Origin of the sequence: Siccirubricoccus deserti, assembly GCF_014283215.1 — a bacterium.
Lineage (GTDB): Bacteria > Pseudomonadota > Alphaproteobacteria > Acetobacterales > Acetobacteraceae > Siccirubricoccus > Siccirubricoccus deserti.
In genome coordinates this window covers 172,865-193,914 of sequence record NZ_JACOMF010000006.1, presented here as the reverse complement: position 1 = coordinate 193,914, position 21,050 = coordinate 172,865, and the positions used below count along the sequence as shown (strand labels likewise).

The 21,050-nt window shown below is 72.7% G+C and carries 22 protein-coding genes; 8 read left to right on the top strand and 14 right to left on the bottom strand.

Features of this window, described 5'->3' with window-relative positions; translation table 11 throughout:
* Nucleotides 1-66: 66 nt before the first annotated feature.
* The 5 genes from H7965_RS08060 (at nt 67) to H7965_RS08040 (ending at nt 3,861) form a co-directional block, all read left to right on the top strand.
* Nucleotides 67-663 carry a MarR family winged helix-turn-helix transcriptional regulator gene (locus tag H7965_RS08060; protein ID WP_229682503.1) on the top strand — a complete coding sequence of 199 codons (597 nt, stop codon included), beginning with the start codon at nt 67-69 and terminating at the stop codon, nt 661-663.
* A gap of 135 nt (nt 664-798) precedes the next feature.
* Nucleotides 799-1,512 carry a response regulator gene (locus tag H7965_RS08055; protein ID WP_186770044.1) on the top strand — a complete coding sequence of 238 codons (714 nt, stop codon included), beginning with the start codon at nt 799-801 and terminating at the stop codon, nt 1,510-1,512.
* Nucleotides 1,513-1,514: 2 nt separating this feature from the next.
* The gene (locus H7965_RS08050; RefSeq protein ID WP_229682504.1) at nt 1,515-2,909 is read left to right on the top strand and encodes an ATP-binding protein; all 1,395 of its coding nucleotides are present in this window, start codon (nt 1,515-1,517) and stop codon (nt 2,907-2,909) included.
* Between the two features lie 205 nt (nt 2,910-3,114).
* Nucleotides 3,115-3,252 (top strand): hypothetical protein, encoded by a 138-nt coding sequence (locus H7965_RS08045; RefSeq protein WP_186770043.1) that lies wholly within the window; start codon nt 3,115-3,117, stop codon nt 3,250-3,252.
* Nucleotides 3,253-3,273: 21 nt separating this feature from the next.
* Nucleotides 3,274-3,861 (top strand): DUF2459 domain-containing protein, encoded by a 588-nt coding sequence (locus H7965_RS08040; protein ID WP_186770042.1) that lies wholly within the window; start codon nt 3,274-3,276, stop codon nt 3,859-3,861.
* Here the strand turns inward: H7965_RS08040 and H7965_RS08035 are convergent, their stop codons facing one another.
* The 9 genes from H7965_RS08035 to H7965_RS07995 form a co-directional block, all read right to left on the bottom strand.
* Nucleotides 3,862-5,109 (bottom strand): molybdopterin molybdotransferase MoeA, encoded by a 1,248-nt coding sequence (locus H7965_RS08035; RefSeq protein ID WP_186770041.1) that lies wholly within the window; start codon nt 5,107-5,109, stop codon nt 3,862-3,864.
* A gap of 9 nt (nt 5,110-5,118) precedes the next feature.
* The gene (gene mobB / locus H7965_RS08030) at nt 5,119-5,622 is read right to left on the bottom strand and encodes a molybdopterin-guanine dinucleotide biosynthesis protein B (protein ID WP_186770040.1); all 504 of its coding nucleotides are present in this window, start codon (nt 5,620-5,622) and stop codon (nt 5,119-5,121) included.
* Nucleotides 5,623-6,068: 446 nt separating this feature from the next.
* Nucleotides 6,069-6,308 carry a hypothetical protein gene (locus H7965_RS08025; RefSeq protein ID WP_222440512.1) on the bottom strand — a complete coding sequence of 80 codons (240 nt, stop codon included), beginning with the start codon at nt 6,306-6,308 and terminating at the stop codon, nt 6,069-6,071.
* Between the two features lie 19 nt (nt 6,309-6,327).
* Entirely contained in the window at nt 6,328-6,954 is a 627-nt protein-coding gene (locus H7965_RS08020; RefSeq protein WP_186770039.1) for a TorD/DmsD family molecular chaperone, read from the bottom strand.
* A gap of 92 nt (nt 6,955-7,046) precedes the next feature.
* Nucleotides 7,047-7,616 (bottom strand): DUF3306 domain-containing protein, encoded by a 570-nt coding sequence (locus H7965_RS08015; RefSeq protein WP_186770038.1) that lies wholly within the window; start codon nt 7,614-7,616, stop codon nt 7,047-7,049.
* Nucleotides 7,613-8,164, bottom strand: coding sequence for a DUF3305 domain-containing protein (locus tag H7965_RS08010; protein ID WP_186770037.1), 552 nt, complete (start codon nt 8,162-8,164; stop codon nt 7,613-7,615). The genes H7965_RS08015 and H7965_RS08010 overlap by 4 nt, the downstream gene beginning before the upstream one ends.
* Nucleotides 8,161-9,192, bottom strand: a complete 1,032-nt coding sequence (locus H7965_RS08005; protein ID WP_229682505.1) for a DUF6352 family protein — start codon at nt 9,190-9,192, stop codon at nt 8,161-8,163. Before H7965_RS08005 ends, H7965_RS08010 begins: the two co-directional genes overlap by 4 nt.
* Nucleotides 9,189-9,722, bottom strand: coding sequence for a DUF6505 family protein (locus H7965_RS08000; RefSeq protein ID WP_186770036.1), 534 nt, complete (start codon nt 9,720-9,722; stop codon nt 9,189-9,191). Before H7965_RS08000 ends, H7965_RS08005 begins: the two co-directional genes overlap by 4 nt.
* Entirely contained in the window at nt 9,719-10,498 is a 780-nt protein-coding gene (locus tag H7965_RS07995) for a biotin/lipoate--protein ligase family protein (protein ID WP_222440511.1), read from the bottom strand. Before H7965_RS07995 ends, H7965_RS08000 begins: the two co-directional genes overlap by 4 nt.
* Nucleotides 10,499-10,582: 84 nt before the next feature.
* Here H7965_RS07995 and H7965_RS07990 point away from each other — a divergent pair, with 84 nt between their 5' ends.
* Nucleotides 10,583-12,601 carry a 4Fe-4S dicluster domain-containing protein gene (locus tag H7965_RS07990; protein WP_186770035.1) on the top strand — a complete coding sequence of 673 codons (2,019 nt, stop codon included), beginning with the start codon at nt 10,583-10,585 and terminating at the stop codon, nt 12,599-12,601.
* Entirely contained in the window at nt 12,598-13,362 is a 765-nt protein-coding gene (locus H7965_RS07985; RefSeq protein ID WP_186770034.1) for a hypothetical protein, read from the top strand. The genes H7965_RS07990 and H7965_RS07985 overlap by 4 nt, the downstream gene beginning before the upstream one ends.
* Here H7965_RS07985 and H7965_RS07980 read toward each other — a convergent pair.
* Nucleotides 13,271-14,602, bottom strand: a complete 1,332-nt coding sequence (locus tag H7965_RS07980) for a dihydroorotase (RefSeq protein ID WP_186770033.1) — start codon at nt 14,600-14,602, stop codon at nt 13,271-13,273. The genes H7965_RS07985 and H7965_RS07980 overlap by 92 nt on opposite strands.
* Nucleotides 14,603-14,871: 269 nt before the next feature.
* Here H7965_RS07980 and H7965_RS07975 point away from each other — a divergent pair, with 269 nt between their 5' ends.
* The gene (locus tag H7965_RS07975; protein WP_186770032.1) at nt 14,872-16,203 is read left to right on the top strand and encodes an OprO/OprP family phosphate-selective porin; all 1,332 of its coding nucleotides are present in this window, start codon (nt 14,872-14,874) and stop codon (nt 16,201-16,203) included.
* A gap of 228 nt (nt 16,204-16,431) precedes the next feature.
* Here the strand turns inward: H7965_RS07975 and asnB are convergent, their stop codons facing one another.
* The 4 genes from asnB to H7965_RS07955 form a co-directional block, all read right to left on the bottom strand.
* Nucleotides 16,432-18,192: an asparagine synthase (glutamine-hydrolyzing) gene (gene asnB / locus H7965_RS07970; protein WP_186770031.1), complete on the bottom strand. Its 1,761-nt coding sequence runs from the start codon at nt 18,190-18,192 to the stop codon at nt 16,432-16,434.
* The gene (locus H7965_RS07965; RefSeq protein WP_186770064.1) at nt 18,192-19,220 is read right to left on the bottom strand and encodes a glycosyltransferase; all 1,029 of its coding nucleotides are present in this window, start codon (nt 19,218-19,220) and stop codon (nt 18,192-18,194) included. Before H7965_RS07965 ends, asnB begins: the two co-directional genes overlap by 1 nt.
* A gap of 68 nt (nt 19,221-19,288) precedes the next feature.
* Nucleotides 19,289-20,122, bottom strand: a complete 834-nt coding sequence (locus H7965_RS07960) for a glycosyltransferase family 2 protein (protein WP_186770030.1) — start codon at nt 20,120-20,122, stop codon at nt 19,289-19,291.
* Nucleotides 20,122-21,042 carry a glycosyltransferase family 9 protein gene (locus H7965_RS07955; protein ID WP_229682506.1) on the bottom strand — a complete coding sequence of 307 codons (921 nt, stop codon included), beginning with the start codon at nt 21,040-21,042 and terminating at the stop codon, nt 20,122-20,124. The genes H7965_RS07960 and H7965_RS07955 overlap by 1 nt, the downstream gene beginning before the upstream one ends.
* Nucleotides 21,043-21,050 lie beyond the last annotated feature (8 nt).

Sequence of the window (21,050 nt, the reverse complement as noted above, 5' to 3'; positions counted from 1 at the left end):
GAATGCTTTGGAAAAATGTGTCAATATGGCTGTCCAAATCGGGCCTGAAGAGGCAGCATGCCAGCCATGCCGGAACAGACTGACCCGAAGCCGGACACCGAGCCGGCCGCCACCACCAGCGCACCCGTCGGAGCCGGACGCAACCTGCTGTTCCTGCGGGAGGAGGAGTTGCGCCTCGCCCAGGACCTGCTGTTCTTCGGCTACCGTGACTTCACCGCCGGGGCCGACCAGCTGCTCGCCGAGCTCGGCATGGGTCGCGCCCATCACCGGGTGCTGCATTTCGTCGGCCGCCGGCCGGGGATCACGGTTGGCGAGCTACTCGGCATTCTCGGCATCACCAAGCAGTCGCTCGGCCGGGTGCTGACGCCGCTGGTCGAGGAGGCCTATGTGCAGCAATCGGCCGGCCGCAACGACCGCCGCCAGCGGCTGCTCTCGCTGACGCCGAAGGGTGAGGCATTGGAACGTCGGCTGTTTGAGCGACAGCGCGAATGGGTGATGCGCGCCTACCGCGAAGCCGGGCCGGTGGCGGTGGACGGCTTCCGCCGGGTGATGCGCGGGCTGATGGGACCGGCAGCGCGGCAGCAGCTCGAACGGCTCGAACAGAAGGACGCGCGGCCTTCCACCGGGCGGCCGCGCGACACACATCTGGCGCCAATCGGCTAGGGCAGAGGCGTCACGCGGGCCGCTTCCTGTCGGTGTGCAACCGCCCTGGACCGGCCGGCTACGGCAGAATCGGCGCCACCCGCGCGCATCTGCCCTATAGTCGTCCACTCGGTGAATGAAGGAGAGATCGGGGCCATGCCCGGCGAGACACTTGTGGACACGGCGCATCTGCTGGTCGTCGACGACGACGCCCGGCTGCGCTCGCTGTTGCAGCGTTTCCTGGCGGAGCAGGGTTTCCGCGTGACCGTCGCCGCCGACGCCGCGGCGGCGCGCGCCGCCCTGACCTCCGTCGCCTTCGACCTCGTGGTGCTCGATGTGATGATGCCCGGCGAAAGCGGACTGGAATTGGTCGAGTCGCTGCGCCGCGAGGGCAATGACGTGCCAGTGCTGATGCTCACCGCTCGTGGCGGCCCGGATGACCGCGTCGCCGGCTTCGAACTGGGCGCCGATGACTACCTCGGCAAGCCCTTCGACCCGCGCGAGCTGGCGCTGCGCATCCGCACGATTCTTCGCCGGGTGACGCCGCCGCCGCCGCAGCTGCTGCCGGCCGCGCCGGTGCAGCTCGGCATGCGCTGGTTCGACGCCGAGCGCAGCGAGCTGCGCGGGCCGGACGGCACGGTGCGGCTGACCGGCGGCGAGGCCTCGCTGCTGGCGGCGCTGGCCCGCCGCGCCGGCGAGGTGTTGAGCCGCGAGGACATCGCCACCGCGCTTGGCACGCCGGAAGCCGGCGAACGCGCGGTGGACGTCCAGGTGACCCGGCTGCGCCGCAAGATCGAGCCCGACCCGCGCGAGCCGCGCTTCCTGCACACCATCCGCCACCGCGGCTATGTCCTGCGGCCCGGGCCTTGAGCTTGCGGACACCAACCCGGCCGGTCCCCGACGCGCCGGCGCGGCTGGGCGGCCGGCTGCCGCTGTTCCGCGATCTGCTGCCGCGCGGGCTGCTCGGCCGCTCTGTACTCATCATCCTGGTTCCGATCCTGCTGCTGCAGGCGGTGGCGCTGCAGCTGTTCTATGGCGGCCACCTCGACGTGATCTCCCGCCGCCTGGCCGGCGGCGTCGCCGGCGATGTGGCGATGCTGGTGGAGTTGCTGCAGCGGGAGACGATCGAGGACCGCAGCTGGATCTTCCGCGAGGCCTCCTGGCGGCTTGACCTCGCCCTAGCCTTCGAGGCGGGCGCCCGGCTGAATGCGGTGGAACGCCGCGCCAGCATGCCGCTGCTGCCGCTGGAGGAGGACCTCAACCGCGCGCTCGAGGAACGCCTGCGGCTGCCCTTCGACACCGACTGGCAATCCGACCCGCGCAGCGTGATCATCCGGGTGCAGACCCCGGATGGCGTGCTGCATGTGGAAGCCCCGCGCAAGCGGTTGTTCACCGCCACCCTCTACCTCTTCGTCATCTGGCTGGTCGGCTCGGCGCTGCTGCTCTCGGCGGTTGCGGTGGTGTTCATGAAGAATCAGGTGCGGGCGATCCGCCGGCTGGCCGGCGCGGCGGAGGCTTTCGGGCTCGGCCGCGACATCGGCACCATCAAGCCGGAGGGCGCGGCGGAGGTGCGGCAGGCGGCTCAGGCCTTCAACCGCATGCAGGACCGCATCCGCCGCTTCGTCGGCCAGCGCACCGACATGCTCGCCGGCATCAGCCACGACCTGCGCACCCCCCTCACCCGGATGCGGCTGGCGCTGGCGATGCTGCCCCGCAGCGCCGACACCGAGGAGGATCTCTCGGCGCTGACCGCCGATGTCGAGGAGATGGAGCGGATGATCGCCGCCTATCTCGCCTTCGCCCGGGGCGAGGGCACCGAGCAGGCGGCGCCGGCCGATCTGGTGGAGCTGGTGCAGGAGGTCGCGGCCAAGGCCCGCCGCTCCGGCGCCACGGTCGAGGTGGTGGCGCCCTCCGGCCTCATGCTGCCGCTGCGCGCCGATGCGCTGCGCCGCTGCCTCGGCAACCTGCTCGACAATGCGCGGCGGCATGGGCGGCTGATCATGGTGGCGGTGGATACGGTCTCGCGCGGCGAACCGGGCGACGAGGCGGCGCCGGCCTGGGCACAGATCACGGTGGATGACGACGGGCCGGGGATTCCGGCGGCGGGGCGCGAGGCCGCCTTCCGCCCCTTCGCCAGCGGCGCCCCCGGCGGCACCGGCCTGGGGCTGGCGATCGCCCGCGACATCGTCCGCGCGCATGGCGGCGAGATCGCGCTGGAGCAAAGCCCGCTGGGCGGCCTCCGGGCGCGGCTGCGGCTACCGGTGTAGCCCGTCGTCTTCAGAGCAGCTTCACGCCTTCAGGCTGCCAGCCTGCCGGCGATCCGCTCTGGCAACCAGAGGCTGGGCGGCGCGGACGGCACCAAGCTTCGGCTGCTCACGGGCACGTCGGTTTCGCCGTCCCGGTCGCCTCTGCATAGTTGGCTGGCGAAACATCGCGCCGGCAGCGCCGGCGCATCGCCTGGGGAGTGAAAGCATGCGGATAGTGATGGCGGTCGGCTTCGCGCTTCTGGTGGGCCTGCCGCTGGCCGGCTGCATCAGCAGCAGCAACCCCTCGCCGCCGCCGCAGACCATCGTGGTGCCGCCGGGGACCGTCCTTACCCCGGCGCGCTGACGGCTGCGCCGCCGCGCCCTGTTGGCCGGCGCGCTCGGCGGCTGCGCGGCGCGGCTCGCTGGCCCCGGCCGCCCGGCGGAGGGCGGACCGCGACTGCACCTGGTGCGGCGCGGCTGGCACACCGACCTCGGGCTGCCGGCCGGGGTGCTGGACCGGCGGCTGGCCGGGCTGTTTCCGGGCGCGGCCTGGATGGTCCTTGGCTTCGGTGACCGCGACTATGTGCTGGCGGAGAGCCCTGGCCTCGGCACCTCCCTGGCGGCGCTCTGGCCCAGCCCGGGGGCGATCCTCGTCACCGGGCTGCGGGTGGCCCCCGATGCGGCTTTCGGCGCGGCGGCCTCGATCCCGCTGCGGCTGCCACCGGGCGGGATGGAAGGGGTAGCCGGCTTCATTACCGCCTCCCTCGCCGCGGCGGAGCCGCTGCGGGCGGGGCCCTATCCCGGCAGCCTGTTCCTGCCCGCGTCCCGCGAGTACAGCGCCTTCTACACCTGCAACACCTGGACGGCGGAGGGACTGGCCGCGGCGGGGCTGCCGGTGGTGCCGGCCGGCATCCTGTTCGCGGCGCAGATCAACGCCCTGGGCGAGGCGCTGCGGGCGGCCGGATATGGCTGATCAGAACAACGCGGCGAAGGGCAGCACCGCCACGGTATCACCGGGCGCCACCGTCAGCACCGCCTCATCCAGCTCGGCGAAGGCGTCGCTTTCGGTGAGCGAGCTCAGCAGCCCGGCGCCGTCGCGTTCGAATTTCCGGGCGACCGGCAGGGGCAGCCCGGCCTCCAGCCGCACCCGCACGTATTCCCGCCGCCCGGCCTTCTTGCGGTAGCCGAACCCGGCCCGGGCGGCGAAGCGCGGCAGCGGCTCCGGCACCGCCCCGCCGAGCCGCAGCACCAGCGGCCGCGCCAGATGCAGGAAGGTGACCACGGCGGCCACCGGATTGCCCGGCAGCCCGACCACCGGCGTGCCATCGACCACCCCCATGGCCGCCGGCCGCCCCGGCTTCACCGCCAGCCGCCAGAACACCAGCCGGCCGCCCTGCTCGATCGCGGTGCGGACATGGTCCTCCTCCCCGGTCGAGACGCCGCCCGAGGTGAGCAGCAGATCGTGCGAAGCCGCCGCCGCCCGCAGCGCCGCGGCGGTCGCCACGGGGTCATCGGGCAGGATGCCGAGGTCGATCGCCTCCACCGGCAGCCCTGCCAGCAGCGCCAGCAGGGTGAAGCGGTTGCTGTCATGGGTCTGGGCCGGGCCGAGCGGCGTGCCTGGCGATGCCAGCTCATCCCCGGTGGAGAAGACGCCGACCCGCACCAGCGGCGCCACCGGCAGGGCGCTGACGCCGAGTGCCGCCGCCAGCCCGATCTCCGGCGCCCGCAGCCGCCGTCCGGCGGGCAGCGCGGCGGCGCCCTGCGGCACGTCCTCGCCGGCCGGCCGGGCATTGGCACCAGGCTTCAGCCCAGGCGGCACCAGTATCGCCTCGGCCTCCAGCCGCGCATCTTCCTGCATCACCACCGTATCGGCGCCGGGCGGCATGGGCGCGCCGGTAAAGATCCGCACCGCCGCGCCAGGACCGAGCGCCGCCGCCGCCTGCCCCGCCGCCACCCGCCCCTCCAGCCGCAGCGCCGTCGCGCCGGTGGCGCCGAGGTCGGCATGGCGGAAGGCATAGCCATCGACCGCGGAGTTGAAGAACGGCGGCAGCGGCAGCGGTGCGATCAGCGGCCGCGCCAGCACCCGGCCCAGCGCCTGGCGCAGCGGCACCGCTTCCTCCCCGACCAGTGGCGGCACGCGGTCGGCGATCAGGGCGGCGGCGGCTTCCACGCTCAGCAAGGGGCCGCCGAAGGCGAAGCAATCGTCGGAAAGCTGGGCCATGGGCCGATCCTACCAGGAACCCGCGTCCACGGCGTAGCGCAAGGCGAGGTCGGCGATCGCCTCGGCGTCGTCCAGCGCCGCCCAGGGCAGGGCGGCGGGCGGGGCTGTATCGCTGGCGATGGCGAGGATGGCCGGGTCCTCCGGGTGCAGCCAGGGCTTGGCGTTGGCGGCGCGATGAACCTCGATCTTCGGATGACGGTCGCGCTTGAAGCCCTCGACAATCACCAGATCCACCGGGGAGAGATGGCTGAGCAGCTCCGGCAGCGCCGGCTCCGGCATGCCGCGCAGCTCGGTCAGGAGGGCCCAGCGCTGGTCGGAGCCGACCAGCACCTGCCGCGCCCCGGCCTGGCGGTGGATCCAGCTGTCCTTGCCCGGGGTGTCGATGTCAAAGCGGTGATGGGCGTGCTTGATGGTGGAGACGCCCACCCCCCGCGCGACCAGACAGGGGATCAGCTTCGCCAGCAAGGTGGTCTTGCCGGCCCCGCTCCAGCCGGCGAGGCCAATCAGCTTCATGGCGCCAGGCCCATAGGTGGAGCGGTCGGAGTCACGCGGCTCGTCCGGACGCTGCGGCGTTCAGACCGCTCCGCGATCCGATCCAGTTTGCGCCAACCGCCTTCGCGCCCGGGGCGATCACCGCCGCGCCTGCCTTCGCCAGCTCCTGGTCCACCCACAGCGCGTGATGTTCCTTCGCCTAGTTGGCATCGACCTGGCCGGCGCCCATGCGCCTTCCATGCCGGCCTTCCCGATGTAGATGTGCGCCAGCATGGCGGCAACCGTCGGTACCGCCAGCAGCCCGTGCACGACAGGAGAAAGCGGCTGTCCGGCATTACCGGTGACGGCAAGGGGAAGACCAGTACATATCCCGCCGCCCGGCACGGTGATCCGGAAGATCGGCTCGCACCCGGTGTTACAGCGCCCCGCCGGCGGGTGGCTGCTGCGCCTGAAGCCACCGCCGGCCTTCAACCGGGCGATGTCGAACTGGTCCGGGATGGGCTGGCGTAGCAGGAGTAGCCGCAACCGATGCCCCGATCCTTGTCATGCGGCACCCCTGCATCGGCGGTGGTGTAGAAGCAGCTCACCAGGCAGGCCGCGGCGCAGGGCGCATCGGTGCCATGCATGCCGGCGATGGAGATGCTGCGCTCGCCCGGCCTGCCGTCGATGATGGTGACGAGGCAACGCCGGTTGGTGCCCCAGGGCATCTCATGCTTAATTTATGATTTATGCGGGCAGCTCGCTGGCGGCCTGTTCGATCTCGATCGCGATGCGCCCCAGGGCGCCGACCGCGCGGTAGAAGCGGGCCGCCGCGGCGACCTCCAGATCGGCGAAGCAGCGGCCGGCCCAAGGGCGCAGATGCCGGGCGAAGAACTCCGCCGCCGCATCCGGCGCCGCGCCGCCGAAGCGGTCCTCGATCAGCCCGGCATAGGCCTCGCAGACGAAAGCGATGTGGTCCTCGGGCTCCGGCACGCCGGCGGCGCGGGCGATGCCGAGGGCGCCCAGTGTGGCGCGCAGCTCGGCCAGCGGCCGCTCATGCAGGAAGCCGGTCAGGTAGTAGGAGGCATAGGGCAGCAGCTCGCCGCGGCCGACGCCAATGAACAGGTCGAAGAACTCGCGCTCCGCCGTCTCCGGCCGTGCCGCCGCGGCGGCTTCCGCCAGCCGGGCGAAGGCGGTGCCCAGCGGCGTCGCATCGCCGTCGAGCCGGGCAAGGCCGGCGAGCAGCGCCGCATCCGGGGCAGCGGACAGCAACCGGCCGAGCAGCGCGAAAAGCTGCGCCCGCTCCCTGTCCACCGCATCCGGTCCCGCCGCTTCCACTCTAGCCACACCCTCTCGCAAAATCGTCGCCTGCATGAAGCGGTGTCCTGAACCAGGCTGCAAGGTGCCGGAACCGACCGAGCCTCCACAAGGATCGGTTCCAGTCGCCGATCAAGCCACGGATGGGGTCAGCTGGGGCGCGCACTGCCATGCGAACGCCGTGGCGAGGGTACCGGCGCGGCAGGCATCTCCGGCACCGGTGGCAGCGGCGGGGCCGGCGGGGCGGCCTGCGCCAGCAACGGCGAGGGTTCGGCCACCGGCGGCGGCGCGTCGGGGACGGCCTCGGCATCCGCCGCCTCTGGCTGCTCGCCGAGCCCGATGGCCTGGGCAAGCAGCCGCTTCACATCGCCGCCCAGCTCCAGGGCAAAGCCCGGCATGCCATCCGGCGCATTGAAATCCCAGGCGTAATCGGCCGGGCCGACATAGTCGCGAATGTCCGGGTCGAGGCTCCACATCCGCCGCAGCGCCGCCTGCCGCAGCGCCGCCGGCACCTCCGCCCGCAGGAAGGCGGTGAAGTCGCTCTCCAAGGTCAGGCTCTCAACCGCGGGCAGGCTGGCCGGGTCGAATTCCGGCACCGCGGGTGGTTCGGGCACGGCTTCCACCGACGCCGGCACGGGCAACGGCTCAGGCGCGGACGGCTCTGCCGCGGCGCGCTTGCGGCGGGACCAGCGGGCGAGAAAGCCTTCCTGCCCGCTCATTCCGCCTCCTTGCCCTGCCGCCCACCCGGCCGCTTGCCCAACGCATCGGGATCGGCCCGGTCGCGGCGGCGCTTGTGGAAGGCGCGCTCGACATGGTGCTCGGCGACGAAGGCTTCCATCACTGCCCGCAAGCCGGGCGGCAGCGGCAGGCTTTCCAGCAAATCGGCGCCGCTCTCGGCGTAGACATGCGCCTCTCCGGTATCGACCGTTACCGCGTGCAGGGCCATGCCCGGCTGCTGCGGAACCGGGCGCAGCACCACCCAGATGCGCGGCGCGGCAGCGGCCAGGTTATCGCGGTAATTCGGCGTGTCGGTGGGGTAGAGTGCCACCTCGGCGGTGCCGGCGAAGAACAGGCTGCGCCCGGCCTCCTCGCGCAGCAGGGTCCAGGGCGGCAGCTCAGGCGCCACCTCCAGCACTTCCACCGCGTACCAGGCCCATTCGGCCCAGCGGGTCATCCCGGGCCGGCGCTCGGCCAGCACCGCAACCGGGATGTGGAGCGTCCCCGGTACCTCCAGCCGGCCGGCGCCCTGACGTGGCGGTTCGGTCATGTGGCCTGCTCCACGGTCTTCAACGGCAGGCCGGTGGCCAGGTTCTGCGGCTTCATGCGCACCCGCTGCGCCGCATCCATCGCCAGCGCCAGGTAGACCGGTCTTCCGGCGGCGCGCGGCAGCACGCGGGAGGCGTCAGCGAATTCCAGCACCCCAAGCCAGAGGATACGCGCCAGCCGCGCCTGCTGCACCCGCTCGCCCTGCCACAGCGCGTTGGCGATGGCAGTTGCCTCGACGTCCAGCCCGACATGCCAGCGCCAGTTCCGGTCCTCGATGACCGGCACCGGGCGGATCGTCACCGGCTCACCGATCACGTGCAGGATGAAGCATTCCAGCGCCCGCGCCAGCCCGTGCTGGCCCGGCCGGCCCTCGGCGATATCCAGGGCGAGGTCATGCGCATCGGACCGCGCCGGATACGCCGGCGCATTCGCCTCCGACAGCACCTCCAGCTCCACCTCCCGCGGCGTCGCGTCGGCCTCGGTCAGCAGCCGGCCGATGGTGCCGAGGTCGCCGCCGGCGGCGCGGGCATCCAGATGCTCCTCATCGGCCAGCAGGGTGGCGCCCTGGTGGATGGCGGCGCGTTGCGGGCGGAAAAACAGCTCGGCGGCGCGCAGGGTGAAGGCGTCGCCGCAGCCTTCCAGCGCGGCGCGGGTGATGAGGTGCGTCAGCATCTGCAGGAACAGCGGCGGGATACCCGCTACGTTCCCGCGAAACAGCGCCAGCCAGGCGGCTTCCAGGGTCGGCCGCGCCTGCACGAGGTCGCGGAAGCCGAGGAAGAGCTGCCAATTCTCCCGCGCATCGGCATCCGCCAGCGCGGCGACCTCGGCCGCCGGCACCGGGCGCAGCGGCGCCGCCAGCAGGCCGGTGTGCAGCGCCAGCTCGGCGTCGCAGGCCTCGGCCGGCGGCACCAGCTCGGGCCGGGCGAGGAAGGCGCGCCACAGATCCGGCGTCGCCACCAGCCGCCCGGCCGCGTCGCGGTCGCAAAGATGGTGGCCGGAGGCGAGCCAGAAATCACCTGGAGAGATCACGGCGGCAGCCTCCGCAGATCGGGGTGCTCGGGCGCCTCGCCCTCCACCTCCACCACCGCGAAGACCGGCAGGGCGCCGAAGTCGCGGTGCGGTGCGGCGCGGCGGTGCAGAGTGCGGAATTGCTCGCGAACGGCGCCCGCCTCCAGGCTGCGGGACAGCGCCAGCACCGTCCCCGGCGGATGGTCGCAGAGCGAGGCGGCGAAGCCGATCTCCTCCTCCGCCGCGGCCAGGGCAGCGGCCTCGTCCGGCGCGCCATGCGCGGCGCGGATATGCGCGGCAAGCGCCGCCACCGCCTGCGCACGCTGCGCCGGCGAAGCCTCCACCACCTCCACCAGGGTGGCAAAGCCGAAGCTACCAAGGCCGAGGAAGCCGCTGCGGAAGGCCTGGCGGCGCTTGCCCGGCATCGTCAACGGGTCCTCGTCCCAGAAGCTGAAGCCGCCCGGCACCGCCCATTCGCCGGGCTCCGCCGCCCGCTCGAACACCACCAGATCCGAGGGGTCGAGCCGCAGGGTGCGGGGCAGCCGGGTCATGCCGGCAGCGCCTGGCGCTCGCGCAGGCCGTCGCGCTCCAGCACCAGATCGCCGGTGCCAGGGTCGATCCCCCGCCGCTGGCCCGGCACCGCATCCGCCAGCCGCGCGAGGCAATGCTCCGCCAGCCGCTTCGGGCCACGCGCCTGCCAATCATCCAGCCCGGCCATAAGGTGGCGGGCCCAGGCGGCGGTCAGCGCCGCGGAGTCGAGGTCGGAGAAGCCTTCCTCGAACAGGCTGGTGCGGCCGGGGTCGCGGCCCGGCTCATGCCCTTCGGGGAAGGCGAGGCGGGCTTCCATCGCCACGACCAGCCAATCCGGCACCGCATCTTCCGGTGTGCCCGGTGGTGCGGCCAGCCGCACCCGGCCGCATTCCCCGGCATTGACCAGCAGCACTCCGGGCCAGCGAAGCTGCACCGCCACCTCTGGCGGGCCGAGGGCGGCCACCGCATCGGCCAGGGCATTGGCCGCGGCGTGGAAGGCGAGGCGGGCGGAGGCCAGCGGCATCTCCGGCTCCAGCACCACCGCCGCCTCGGCCCTGGCATAGGCGCGGACCCAGGCCAGCGTCCCGGCGCCGCGCTCCGGCGCCAGCGCCAGCGCCCGGGCCAGCGCATCGCCGCCTTCCCGCAGCGCGACGGGGGCGAAGACGCTCGGCAGGTCCGGCAGGCCGGTCGTGCTGATGGCGGGCTCTCCCTCGCAAGGACAGGAAGGACGGCATATATGCGCCCCTCGGCACCTGGACCAGAGTGGATCGCCGGATGGCTGGTGGCCTGAAGGCATGAATCTGCTGGAAAAACAACAGGCTGGAGCGATGACGGTCCCATCTGGACCACGATCCGCTTCGGGCGCCGCCGGGACCGCGGCATGAACGAGCGCATTGCCTTCGTCTGCAGTTGTGAGGACAGCATGCCGCTGGACGGCAAGGCGCTGGGGAGCGGCTGCGCCGCTCGCGGCACCGAACTGCGCACCGCCGAGCAGCTCTGCCGCAGCCAGCTCGACCGCTTCCTGGCGGCGCTGGAGACCGGGCGGCCCATCACCGTGGCCTGCACCCAGGAGGCCCCGCTCTTCGCGCAGGAGGCGGAGGCCGCCGGCGCCACCACCCCTCTCGCCTTTGTCAACGTCCGGGAGCATGCCGGCTGGTCGGCCGAAGCGGCCGCGGCCGGGCCAAAGATGGCGGCACTGCTGGCCGCCGCCGCGGTGCCGCTGCCGCAGATCCCGCTGGTGTCGCTGAAGAGCGAGGGCATTACCCTGGTGCTCGGCCGCGACGCGGTGGCGATCGCCGCCGCCGAGCGCCTGTCGGACCGGCTGGACCTGACCGTGCTGCTGACCGGGGCGGAGCCGGTGACGCCGCCGCGCAGCGCCGAATTCCCCATCCTGCGTGGCCGGGCCCGCACCGCCACCGGCTGGCTCGGCAGTTTCGAGGTGGTGGTGGATGGCTATGCCGCCCCCTCGCCTTCCTCCCGCGCCGCCTTCGTCTGGGGGGCGGCGAAGGATGCGGCGCGTAGCCGCTGCGATATCATCCTCGACCTGACGGGTGGGGCGCCGCTATTTCCTGCGGGGGCGCTGCGCCAGGGCTACCTGCGCGCCGACCCCGGCGATGCGGCGGCGGTGGAGCGGCTGATCGGCGAGGCCGGCGGGTTGGTCGGCGAGTTCGACAAGCCGCGTTTCGTGCAGTTCGACGCCGGGCTCTGCGCCCATTCGCGTAACCGCCGCACCGGCTGCACCCGATGCCTCGACCTCTGCCCGACCGGAGCGATCACGCCGGGCAAGGACAGCGTACAGATCTCGGCCGAGATCTGCGCCGGCTGCGGCGCCTGCGCCGCGGTCTGCCCGACCGGCGCCGCCACCTACGCCCTGCCACCGCCGACGACCACCCTGGCCCGGCTGCGCGCCCTGCTGCTGGGCTTCGCCGAGGCCGGCGGGCATGACCCGGTGCTGCTGCTGCACGATGCGGCGCATGGCGAGCCGCTGCTGGATGCGCTGGCGCGGCATGGCGAGGGGCTGCCGGCCCGCGTCCTGCCGCTGCGGCTGAATAAGGTGTCGCAGCTCGACCTGGCGATCCTGGCCGCCGCATTCGCCTGGGGCGCCGCGGCGGTGCGGGTGCTGCTGCCGGCGAAGCGCGGGCATGGGGTGGAGGGGCTGTTCCGCAACCTCGACTACGCCGGGGTGGCGCTGGACGGCCTCGGGCTGGCGACGGCCCTGCCGCGCGCCGCGGCGATCGAGACCGACGACCCCTTCACCTTGGCCGAGGCGCTGGCCCCGGCGATGCCCCTGCGCGCTCCGCGCCCGGCGGCGCAATTCCTCGCCCTCGGCAGCCTGCGGGAGATCCTGCGCCAGTCGCTGGGCGCACTGCATGGCGCCGCCGGGCCGGAGCTCGTGCCGATGCCGGAGAAGGCGCCCTTCGGCCTGGCGCGGGTGGCGGAAGGCTGCACCCTCTGCCTCGCCTGCACCATGGTCTGCCCGACCGGGGCGCTGGGCGCGAACCCGGAAACCCCGCAGCTCCGCTTCCTGGAAGACGCCTGCGTGCAATGCGGCCTCTGCGCCACGACCTGCCCGGAGCAGGTGATCACCCTGGAGCCGCGGCTGAATTTCGCCGCGACGGCGGCGCAGCCGCAGGTGGTGAAGGAGGAGGCGCCGGCGCACTGCACCCGCTGCGCCAAGCCCTTCGGGACGCGCAGCAGCATCGCCCGGGTGAAGACGAAGCTCACCGCATCGGGCCACTGGATGTTCGCCGAACCGGCGCGGCTGGCGGTGCTGGAAATGTGCGAGGATTGCCGCGCCGTGGCGGCAACCGAGGGCGGCGTCGACCCCTATGCGGGGCCGGCGCGGCCGGCAACGCGGACCTCGGAGGATTGGTTGCGGGAGCGAGGCGAGGAGGCATGACCCGGCGGCAGGCCCTCGCCGCCTACCGGCCGATCCGCGCCGGCATCCAGGACGTGCTGCGCCTCGCGGTCAAGGCCTGCACCAAGGCGGACCTCACCCGGGCGCTGCGGCAGCTCCTGCCCGGCGCCGATGCGTTTCCGGATGACGACCAGGCCCTTGAGATGCTGATGGACGTTGCGCTGTTCGAGCCGAACCAGCGCGGCCGGCGCGCCTATGACGGCTTCCTCGCCAAGGGCGCGGCGGCGCTCGATGCGCCCGACCGGGCGCTGGCGGAGGCCATGGCCGGCGCGCGCTTCTCGCTGTTCCGCGTCGCCGGGCGGCACCCCGCCGCCGGCATCTGGGCGGAGGATCTGCTGGCGGGGGATGCGCGCCTCTGGCTGATGGACAAGGGGCTTGAGGCTTCGGCGCCCGAGGACGCGGTATTCGGCATGCGCCTCTTCGATGCTGGTCCCTTCCATGCCGGATTCGGCATCATCGTGCCGGTGGACGAGTTCACCTTGTCCACCGCCCGCGCGGCGGCCGAGCGGGGAAACCCCCTACCCTTCCGCCAGTCGCTCGCGGCGACGCTCTACGGGGATGTGCTGCGCGAGACGCTGCCGCCCGACGAGGAGTTGCTCGACATGCTGGAGGACCTGCTCAGCCGCGCCGAGGCGGCCGGGGCGCGGCCTTCTACGCCCCCCGCGCCTCCGCGAAGCGCACCGCCTGGCCCTGCGGCGCGCCGATCACCTCGTCCTCCCGCATTGCCACGCCGCCGCGGATGACGGTCGCCACCGGCCAGCCGGTGCAGCGATGGCCGGCGAAGGGCGTCCAGCCGCAGGGGGAGACGATCCAGCTCTCCTCGATGGTGCGGGTCTTCTTCATGTCCACCAGGGTAAAATCGGCGTCGTAGCCGGCCGCCAGCCGCCCCTTGCCGACCACGCCATAGACCCGCGCCGGGCCGGCGCACATCAGGTCCACCAGCCGGCTCAATGAGAGCCGCCCGGCGTTCACATGGTCCAGCATCAGCGGCACGATGGTCTGCACGCCGGTGAGGCCGGCGGCGCAATCCGGCCAGGGCCGTTCCTTCGCCGCGCGGCTGTGCGGCGCGTGGTCGCTGCCGATGACATCCACCGTGCCATCCGCGACCGCAGCCCAGGCCGCTTCCATGTGCCTTGCATCGCGGATCGGCGGGTTCATCACCGCATAGCCGCCCAGCCGGTCATAGGCCTCATCGGTCTGGGTAAGGTGGTTCAGCAGCACCTCCACCGTGCAGACGTCACGGAAATCCTTCAGGTAGTCGAGCTCCTCGGCGGTCGAGACATGCAGGATATGCGCGGGGCGCCCGGTCTTGCGCGCCAGCGCCATCAGCCGCCGCGTGCCGAGGAAGGCACATTCCACGTCGCGCCAGATCATGTGGTTGCGATGCGGCATGCCGCTGGTGAACTCCGGCTTGCGCGCCTGCAGCCGGTACTCATCCTCGGAATGGTAGCAGATGCGCCGCCGGCCGCTGCGCATCACCGCCTCCAGGCTCGCGTCGTCGGCCACCAGCAGGTCGCCGGTGGAGCTGCCGGCGAAGACCTTCACCGCGCAGACGTTCGGCTGCAGTTCCAGAGACGCCAACTCCTCGATGTTCTTCATCGAGGCGCCGACGTAGAGCCCGACATCGCAGAAGGCGCGGCCGCCGAGATAGTCGCGCTTCCAGTCCAGCCGCTCCCGGTCGGTGATGGAGGGGGCGGTGTTCGGCATGTCGAACACCGCGGCGAGGCCGCCCAGCACCGCGGCGCGGGTGCCGTCCGACAGGTTCTCCACCGCCGGATCGCCGGGGTCGCGCAGATGCACATGCGCGTCGATCAGCCCGGGCAGCACGTGCAGCCCGCGGCAATCGACCTCATTCGCCGCCGCCGCGCTGCGCAGGTCGCCGATGGCGGCGATCCTGCCCTCCCGCACGCCGACATCGGTGATTTCCTGCCCCCAGGGCAGGACGCAGGTGCCGCCCCGCAGCACCAGATCGAAACTCGCCATGGCCGTCCCTTTCGCTCGTCGTGGGGGCCTATGTCGCACCGGAGGCGGGCGGCAGAAAGCCCTGCCCCGGCCCTGACCTCACCAGGGGCCGAGGATAGGACGGCGGAGCGGCCATTGCCCCTTGTCTTTCACAACCGCCTTTAGGGCAGCTTCAACGGCCCACCCCATTATATCGATTTCGAACCGTCATCAGTCTGTGATTGAGGAAGATTTATGCAACCATTACCGCGCGGCCAGCGGTGCAATACCGTCCAGACAGGAACCCATCCATGCGCTTTTTCCTTGCCGCCACCGCGGGACTGATGACCCTCGGTGCCGGCGCGATGGCACAGACTGCCGCGCCCCAGGCGACGTCCCCTGCTTCTCCATCTGCCGGGCAGCCAGCCGCCGCCGCCCAGCCGGTCTTCTCGATGCGCAGCGGCAGGCCGACCCTTTCGCTCGCCGATGGCAATTTCACCGTGCAGCCCGTTGTTCGCATGGATCTGGATTTCGGCGGCTACTTCGGGCAGCACGCCTATCCTGGCGGCAATCCGCCGGAGTTCATGGACAGCAGCCGCCGCGGCGTGCCGGATGACGGCATCAATGTCCGCCGTGGCCGGCTCGGCGTGCAGGGCACCTATCTGAAGGACTTCACCTACAACTTCACCTGGGAGTTCGCGCCCGGGCCCGGCAGCCAGTTCGACATCTCGAAGAACAGCAAGATCTTCGAGCTGCAGACCGCCTGGAACGGGCTTGGCTGGGGCACCGTCCGGGTCGGCGCCTTCACTCTGATGCACACCATCGAGTACTCCGGCAGCTCCTTCGAAACCATGTTCCTGGAGCGGCCGACCATCATCAACCTGGCGGCCAGCCTCGCCTCCGGCGACACCCGCCTGGCCGCCGGCCTGGAAGCGCGCGGCAATCGCTGGTTCGCCGCCGGCTATGTCACCGGCGGCGTGCTGTCCACGCAGCATGACGACAGGCAGCGCGGCCTGGTCGGCCGGGCCGCCGGCATGGCCTTCAACAACCCGGACTTCAAGCTGCTGGTCGGCGCCAATGTCGCGACGCAGTTCCATCCTGGCGCCGGCTCGACCGAGAGCGTCCGTCTGCGCGACTATCCGGAGCTGCGGCTGGAGCCGACCCGGCTCCTCGACACCCGCGCCATCTCCGCCGGCTCGGCGACCGCGATCGGCCCTGAAGTCTCCGGCATGCTGGGCCCGGTGCATTTCGCGGCCGAGTATCAGCACATCGAGGTCGACGCCAATCGCGGCGCGCCGGACCGGGTTTTCGAGGGCTGGTACATCGCCGCTTCGGTGCCGCTGATCGGCGCGCCCCGGCAGTACAACAAGACGCGTGGGGTTTTCGCCCGGCCGCGCTTCAAGGACCTGGATCCGGCCTCCGGGAATTGGGGCTGGGCGGAGCTGGCCGGTCGCTACAGCACCGCCACCCTGAATGACGGCACGGTGCGGGGCGGCCGGCAGGGTATCGCCACCATCGGCGTGAACTACTATCCGACCAGCAGGCTGCGCGCCTCGCTCCAGTACAGCAACGGGACCGTGCGGCTGGATGGCAATGACCGCGCCTTCCAGGCGGTCGCGGCCCGACTGGCCTTCAACTGGTAGCCAGCGGCGCCATCCAGGTACCCCGTCCGGGCGGATCCGCCCGGACGGGGTGATCGCCACGCCGGCCGGTCATCCGCCCCGATCTTGCGGCGGGCCAGCGTTCAAGCACGAGTTCCAACCCCGGTAGAGCGCCGGCACGGCAAAACCGGCCGGAAAGACCTGCGGCACCCACCGCCCCGGAAGCGGCCGGGCCGGACATTCCCCGGCTTCTTCGCCTGCAGGACGGGATCAGCGCGCAGCGAGGGTCTCGAACACGTTGCCGCCGGCCCGCCGGCCCTCGATGTGCCGCCGGTGCCAGAGCGCGTAGAACAGCAGGTGCCAAGCGGCGAAGCCGCGGTATTTCTCGCTGCCGGCATGGCGGAACAGCGCGGCGACACGGTCCGGCTTGGCGATCTCCGCCACCCCTGGCTGTGCCGCGACCAGCGGGCCGAGCTTCTCGCCCACGCCCTCGATCCAAGCGCCGACCGGGACGGTGAAGCCCTGCTTCGGCCGGAACGGCTCGGCCGCCGGCAGGTGCCGGGCCAACCATTGCCGCAGCAGCCATTTGCCGGTGTGGCCCTGCACCTTCAGCGCATCCGGCAGGCGGAAGGCGGCGGCCGCCACGCCGGTGTCGAGCAGCGGGGTGCGGCCCTCGATGCCATGCGCCATCAGGCAGCGGTCGAGCTTCACCAGCAGGTCGTTCGGCAGCCAATCCGCCATGTCCAGCGCCTGCGCCGCCTGCAGGCGGGTGCGGCCGGGGGAGGCGGCGGCGGCCTCGGCGGCGCCGACACCGTCGCGCCAGCCGGTCGGCGGCGTCCGCAGCACGTCCAGCCGGTCGAAGCTGCCGCGCGAACGCGGCGCCTTGCCGCCCAGCCACCAGGGCCGCATCGCCGAGCGGTAGCGGCCATAGCCGCCGAAGATCTCATCGCCGCCCTCGCCGGAGAGCACGACCTTCACCTCCTGCCGCGCCCGCCGCGCCAGGAACCAGGTGGGAATGATGGCGTAATCCGCCGCCGGATCGTCCATGGTGGCGACGATCTCCGGCAGGTGGCGCCAGACCATCGCCTCATCGACCGCGACGGTGACATGCTTCGCGCCGACCGAGGCGGCAAGCTGCGCCGCACGTTCCCTCTCATCCACCGCACCCGGCACATCGAAGCCGGCGGTGAAGGCGAGCACGGGGCGCTCATTGAGCCGCGCCATCATCGCCAGCACCGTGGCGCTGTCGATGCCGCCCGAGAGGAACATGCCATAGGGCACGTCGCTGCGCTGGTGCAGGGCAACGCTGTCCTCCAGCGCCGCGTCGAGCCGGGCCAGCGCCGCCTCGGCGGTGATGGACTCCGGCCCGCCCTCCGGCAGGGCGGCGCGGCGGTGGCGCGCGGTGATGGCGCCATCAGCGACCACCACCGTCTCCCCCGGCAGTACCCGGACGATGCCCTGGAAGATGGTCTCGGCGCCGGTGGTGAATTGCAGCTGCAGCAGCTCCGCCAGCGCCTCCGGCCGCACCTTCGGGGCGACCAGCCCGGCGGCGACCAGCGCCTGCGGCTCCGAGGCGAAGGCGACGCCGCCGGGGATCTCCGCCAGGTACAGCGGCTTGATGCCGAAGGGGTCGCGCGCCAGCACCAGCTGCCGCGCCGCCCGGTCGTGCAGGGCGATGGCGTACATGCCGCGCAGGCTCTCGGCGAAGCCGATGCCGTCGCGGCGGAACAGATGCAGCGGCGGCTCGCAATCGCTGTTGGTCGCGCAGTGCAGCTGGTTGTGCGTGCGCAGCTCGCGGTAATTATAGACCTCGCCATTGGCCACCAGTGCCGCGGCGCCGGCGAACAGCGGCTGGTCGCCGGTGACGAGGTCGATGATGGCGAGGCGGGTATGCGCCAGCGCGACATTGCCGGCGACATGATGCCCGGCGCCATCCGGCCCGCGATGCGCCAGCGCCCGGGTCAGCGCATCCAGCACCGCGCCCTGCGGAGTCTGGCCGCCCTGCAGCGCCAGCCCGGCCAGGCCGCACATCAGCCGTCGTCCCGTGGCGGCGCAACCGCGGCGAGGAAGGCCCGCCAGCGGGCCAGCACCATCGGCGCGGCGTGGCAGCGCTCGAACTCCGCCCGCCCGGCGGCGGCGATGGCGGCGGCCCGGGCCGGATCGGCCAGCAGCGCGGCGATGGCGGCGGCGAGCGGGCCGGGTTCCTCCTTCGGCACCAGCAGGCCGGTCTCGCCGTCGCGGACCAGCGCCGCCGGTCCCTGCACCGCGGCGGCCACCACCGGCCGCGCCGCCGACCAGGCCTCCAGCACCACATTGCCCAGCGGCTCGTGGCGGGAAGGGCAGATGAAGAGGTCGCAGCCGGCCAGCAGCGCGCCGACATCCTGCCGCCAGCCGAGGAAGCCGACCCGGCTGGCGATGCCGAGGTCCTGGGCGAGACGTTCCAGCGCCGCCCGTTCCGGCCCTTCCCCGCCGATCGAGAGATGCGTCCCCGGCAGCAGCGCCAGCGCCCGCAGCAGGATGTCGAAGCCCTTGTTGGGGTGCAGCCGGCCGAGGGCCAGCAGCTTCGGCACCCCGGGCGGCGCCGGCAGCGGCGCGGGGATGGCGCCGGCCAGATCGGCGGCGAAATTCGGCAGGTGATGCGCCCGCGCCGCCGGCCAGCCCTGGCCGATGATCCAGCTCCGCAGATCCTCGGTGTTGCCGACCACATGGTCGCAATGCCGGTAGTATTTCAGGTCGTAATAGCCGCCCATGCGGCCGACCAGGGTCCAGGGCGCGCCGCGCCACTTCACCGCGCCAGCGAAGCGGCTGGCGCGATTGGCCCAGGCGACCACCACATCCGGCCGGAACCCGGCAAGCGCGGCGCGCAGCGCCGGCCCGCTTCGCAGGTCGAAGTAGCCGCCGAGCGGCAGTTCCACCGGCGCCAGCCCGCCGGCGCGCAGCCGGGCGGCGCGCGCCGGCTCGGCGCGGATGACGGCGAGCACCGCCTCGCCCGCCGCATGCTGCGCCGTGGTCAGCCGTTCGTAGAAGGCTTCGGCGCCACCCACCCGGGCGCCGGCCATGACATGGGCGATCCGGAGCGGCGCGGTCGGCGCGGCCTGGGCATCGTCGAGCAGGGCGTCGGTGGCGCTCACCGGGGTGGTTCGGGGCTGGGCATGGCGGCAGAGGTGGCGGCACCGGCGGCCGGATGCAACGCCGGCGGCCGGTGCCGCTCCGGCTCCAACCGCGCCTTGAGATAGGCCAGCAGCGGGAAGGCGGCGGTGCAGAAGGCCAGCAGCACCCCCCAGGCGCCCTCCCGGTAGCCCTTGCGGGAGACGTAGGATTTCCAGCCGCGGGTCAGCACCCGGCGGAGGTTGGCGCGCAGCGTGCCGATCTGCCCGCTTGCCAGCAGATCGGCCGCCTTGGCCGAGGAGTAGCGGTCCAGCCGCCGCAGCATGTCGGAGATGTCACGGTCGACGTAATGCGCCAGCGCGCCACGGCTGAGGCGCGGCCCCTCGCTGCCCTGCCAGTCGAGCCCCGGATGCACCCGTTGTTCCCGCCAGCGCTTGGCGCCGCGGCGGAACAGCCGGGGCACGGCGGAGGTGCCGAAGCTGCCGGCCCAGCCGTGCCGCACCAGCCGTTCGCCGATGTAATTATCGACCCGCACCGTGTGCCAGCCATGCGGGGAGGCGGCGATCACCTCCCGCACCTCGGCGGCGAGCGCCGGCTCCACCACCTCATCGGCATCGACTTCCAGAATCCAGTCGCCGGTGCAGGCGGCGATCCCGGCGTTGCGGCGGGCGCCTTCCAGTTCCCAGCCGCCTTCCAGCACCCGGGCGCCGGCGGCGCGGGCGATGGCGGCGCTGGCATCCGTGGTGCGGTCGAGCACCACCACCACCTCATCGGCGAAGGCGACGGCGGCCAGGCAGGCCGGCAGCCGCGCCTCCTCGTTCCGGGCGACGATTAGGGCGGAGAGCTTCGGCATCAGGCCGCCACCGGCGCGGTCAGCAGCCGCTCCGCCGCATCCAGCGCCGCCGCCAGGGTCAGGCCGGGCATCGAATCCACCGCCGGTGAGCCGGGCGCCACGGCGATGGCGGTGCGGCGGCCGGCCGGGGCGTATTCCTCGGGGCGAGAGGGGCCGAACAGCCCCAGGGTCGGCGTGCCGGTCGCGGCTGAGAGATGCATCAGCCCGCTGTCATTGCCGATGAAGATGGCGCAGCGCGCCAGCACCGCCGCCGCCTCCGGCAGGGAAAGGGTGCCGACGAGATCCACTGCGCGGTCGCCGAGTGCCGCCAGCACCGGCGCCGCCATCGCCCGCTCCTGCGCCCCCGGCCCGCCGAGGATCGCCGCCCGGGCGCCGGGCAGCGGGCCGAAGGGCGCGCTCAGCGCCTCGAACAGCGCGATGAAACGCTCCGGCGGCCAGACCTTGCGGTCCCAATTGGCGGTAGGGCCGAGGCCGATCCAGGGCCCCTCCCCCGGCAGCAGCATCGCGGCCCGGGTACGCTCCGCCGGGCCGAACCAGGCGACCGGCAGCGGCGGCGGGTCGAGGCCGAGCAGCGCGCCGAGCTGGGCCAGCCGGTGCCCCGGGTTGCGCCCGCCGCGCATCACCACGCGGCGCTTCGCCCGGACCATCCAGGCGAAGCCGGAGCCGCGGAGATCGACCACCAGATCCCAGCGGCTGCCCGCCACCTGCCGCCACAGCCCCAACCAGTGCAGCCGGAATCGCTGCTTTTCCAGCACGATGGTCCAGGCACGGTTCGGCATGCGGGCGAAGACGCCCTCCGCCACCGGGCCGCAGGCCACCACCACCTTCGCTTGCGGATAGGCGCGGATCAGGTGGTCCAGCAGCCCGGTCGAGAGTACGGCGTCGCCGATTCGGGTCGAGGTGATGAAGAGAATGCGCACGGGCCGCG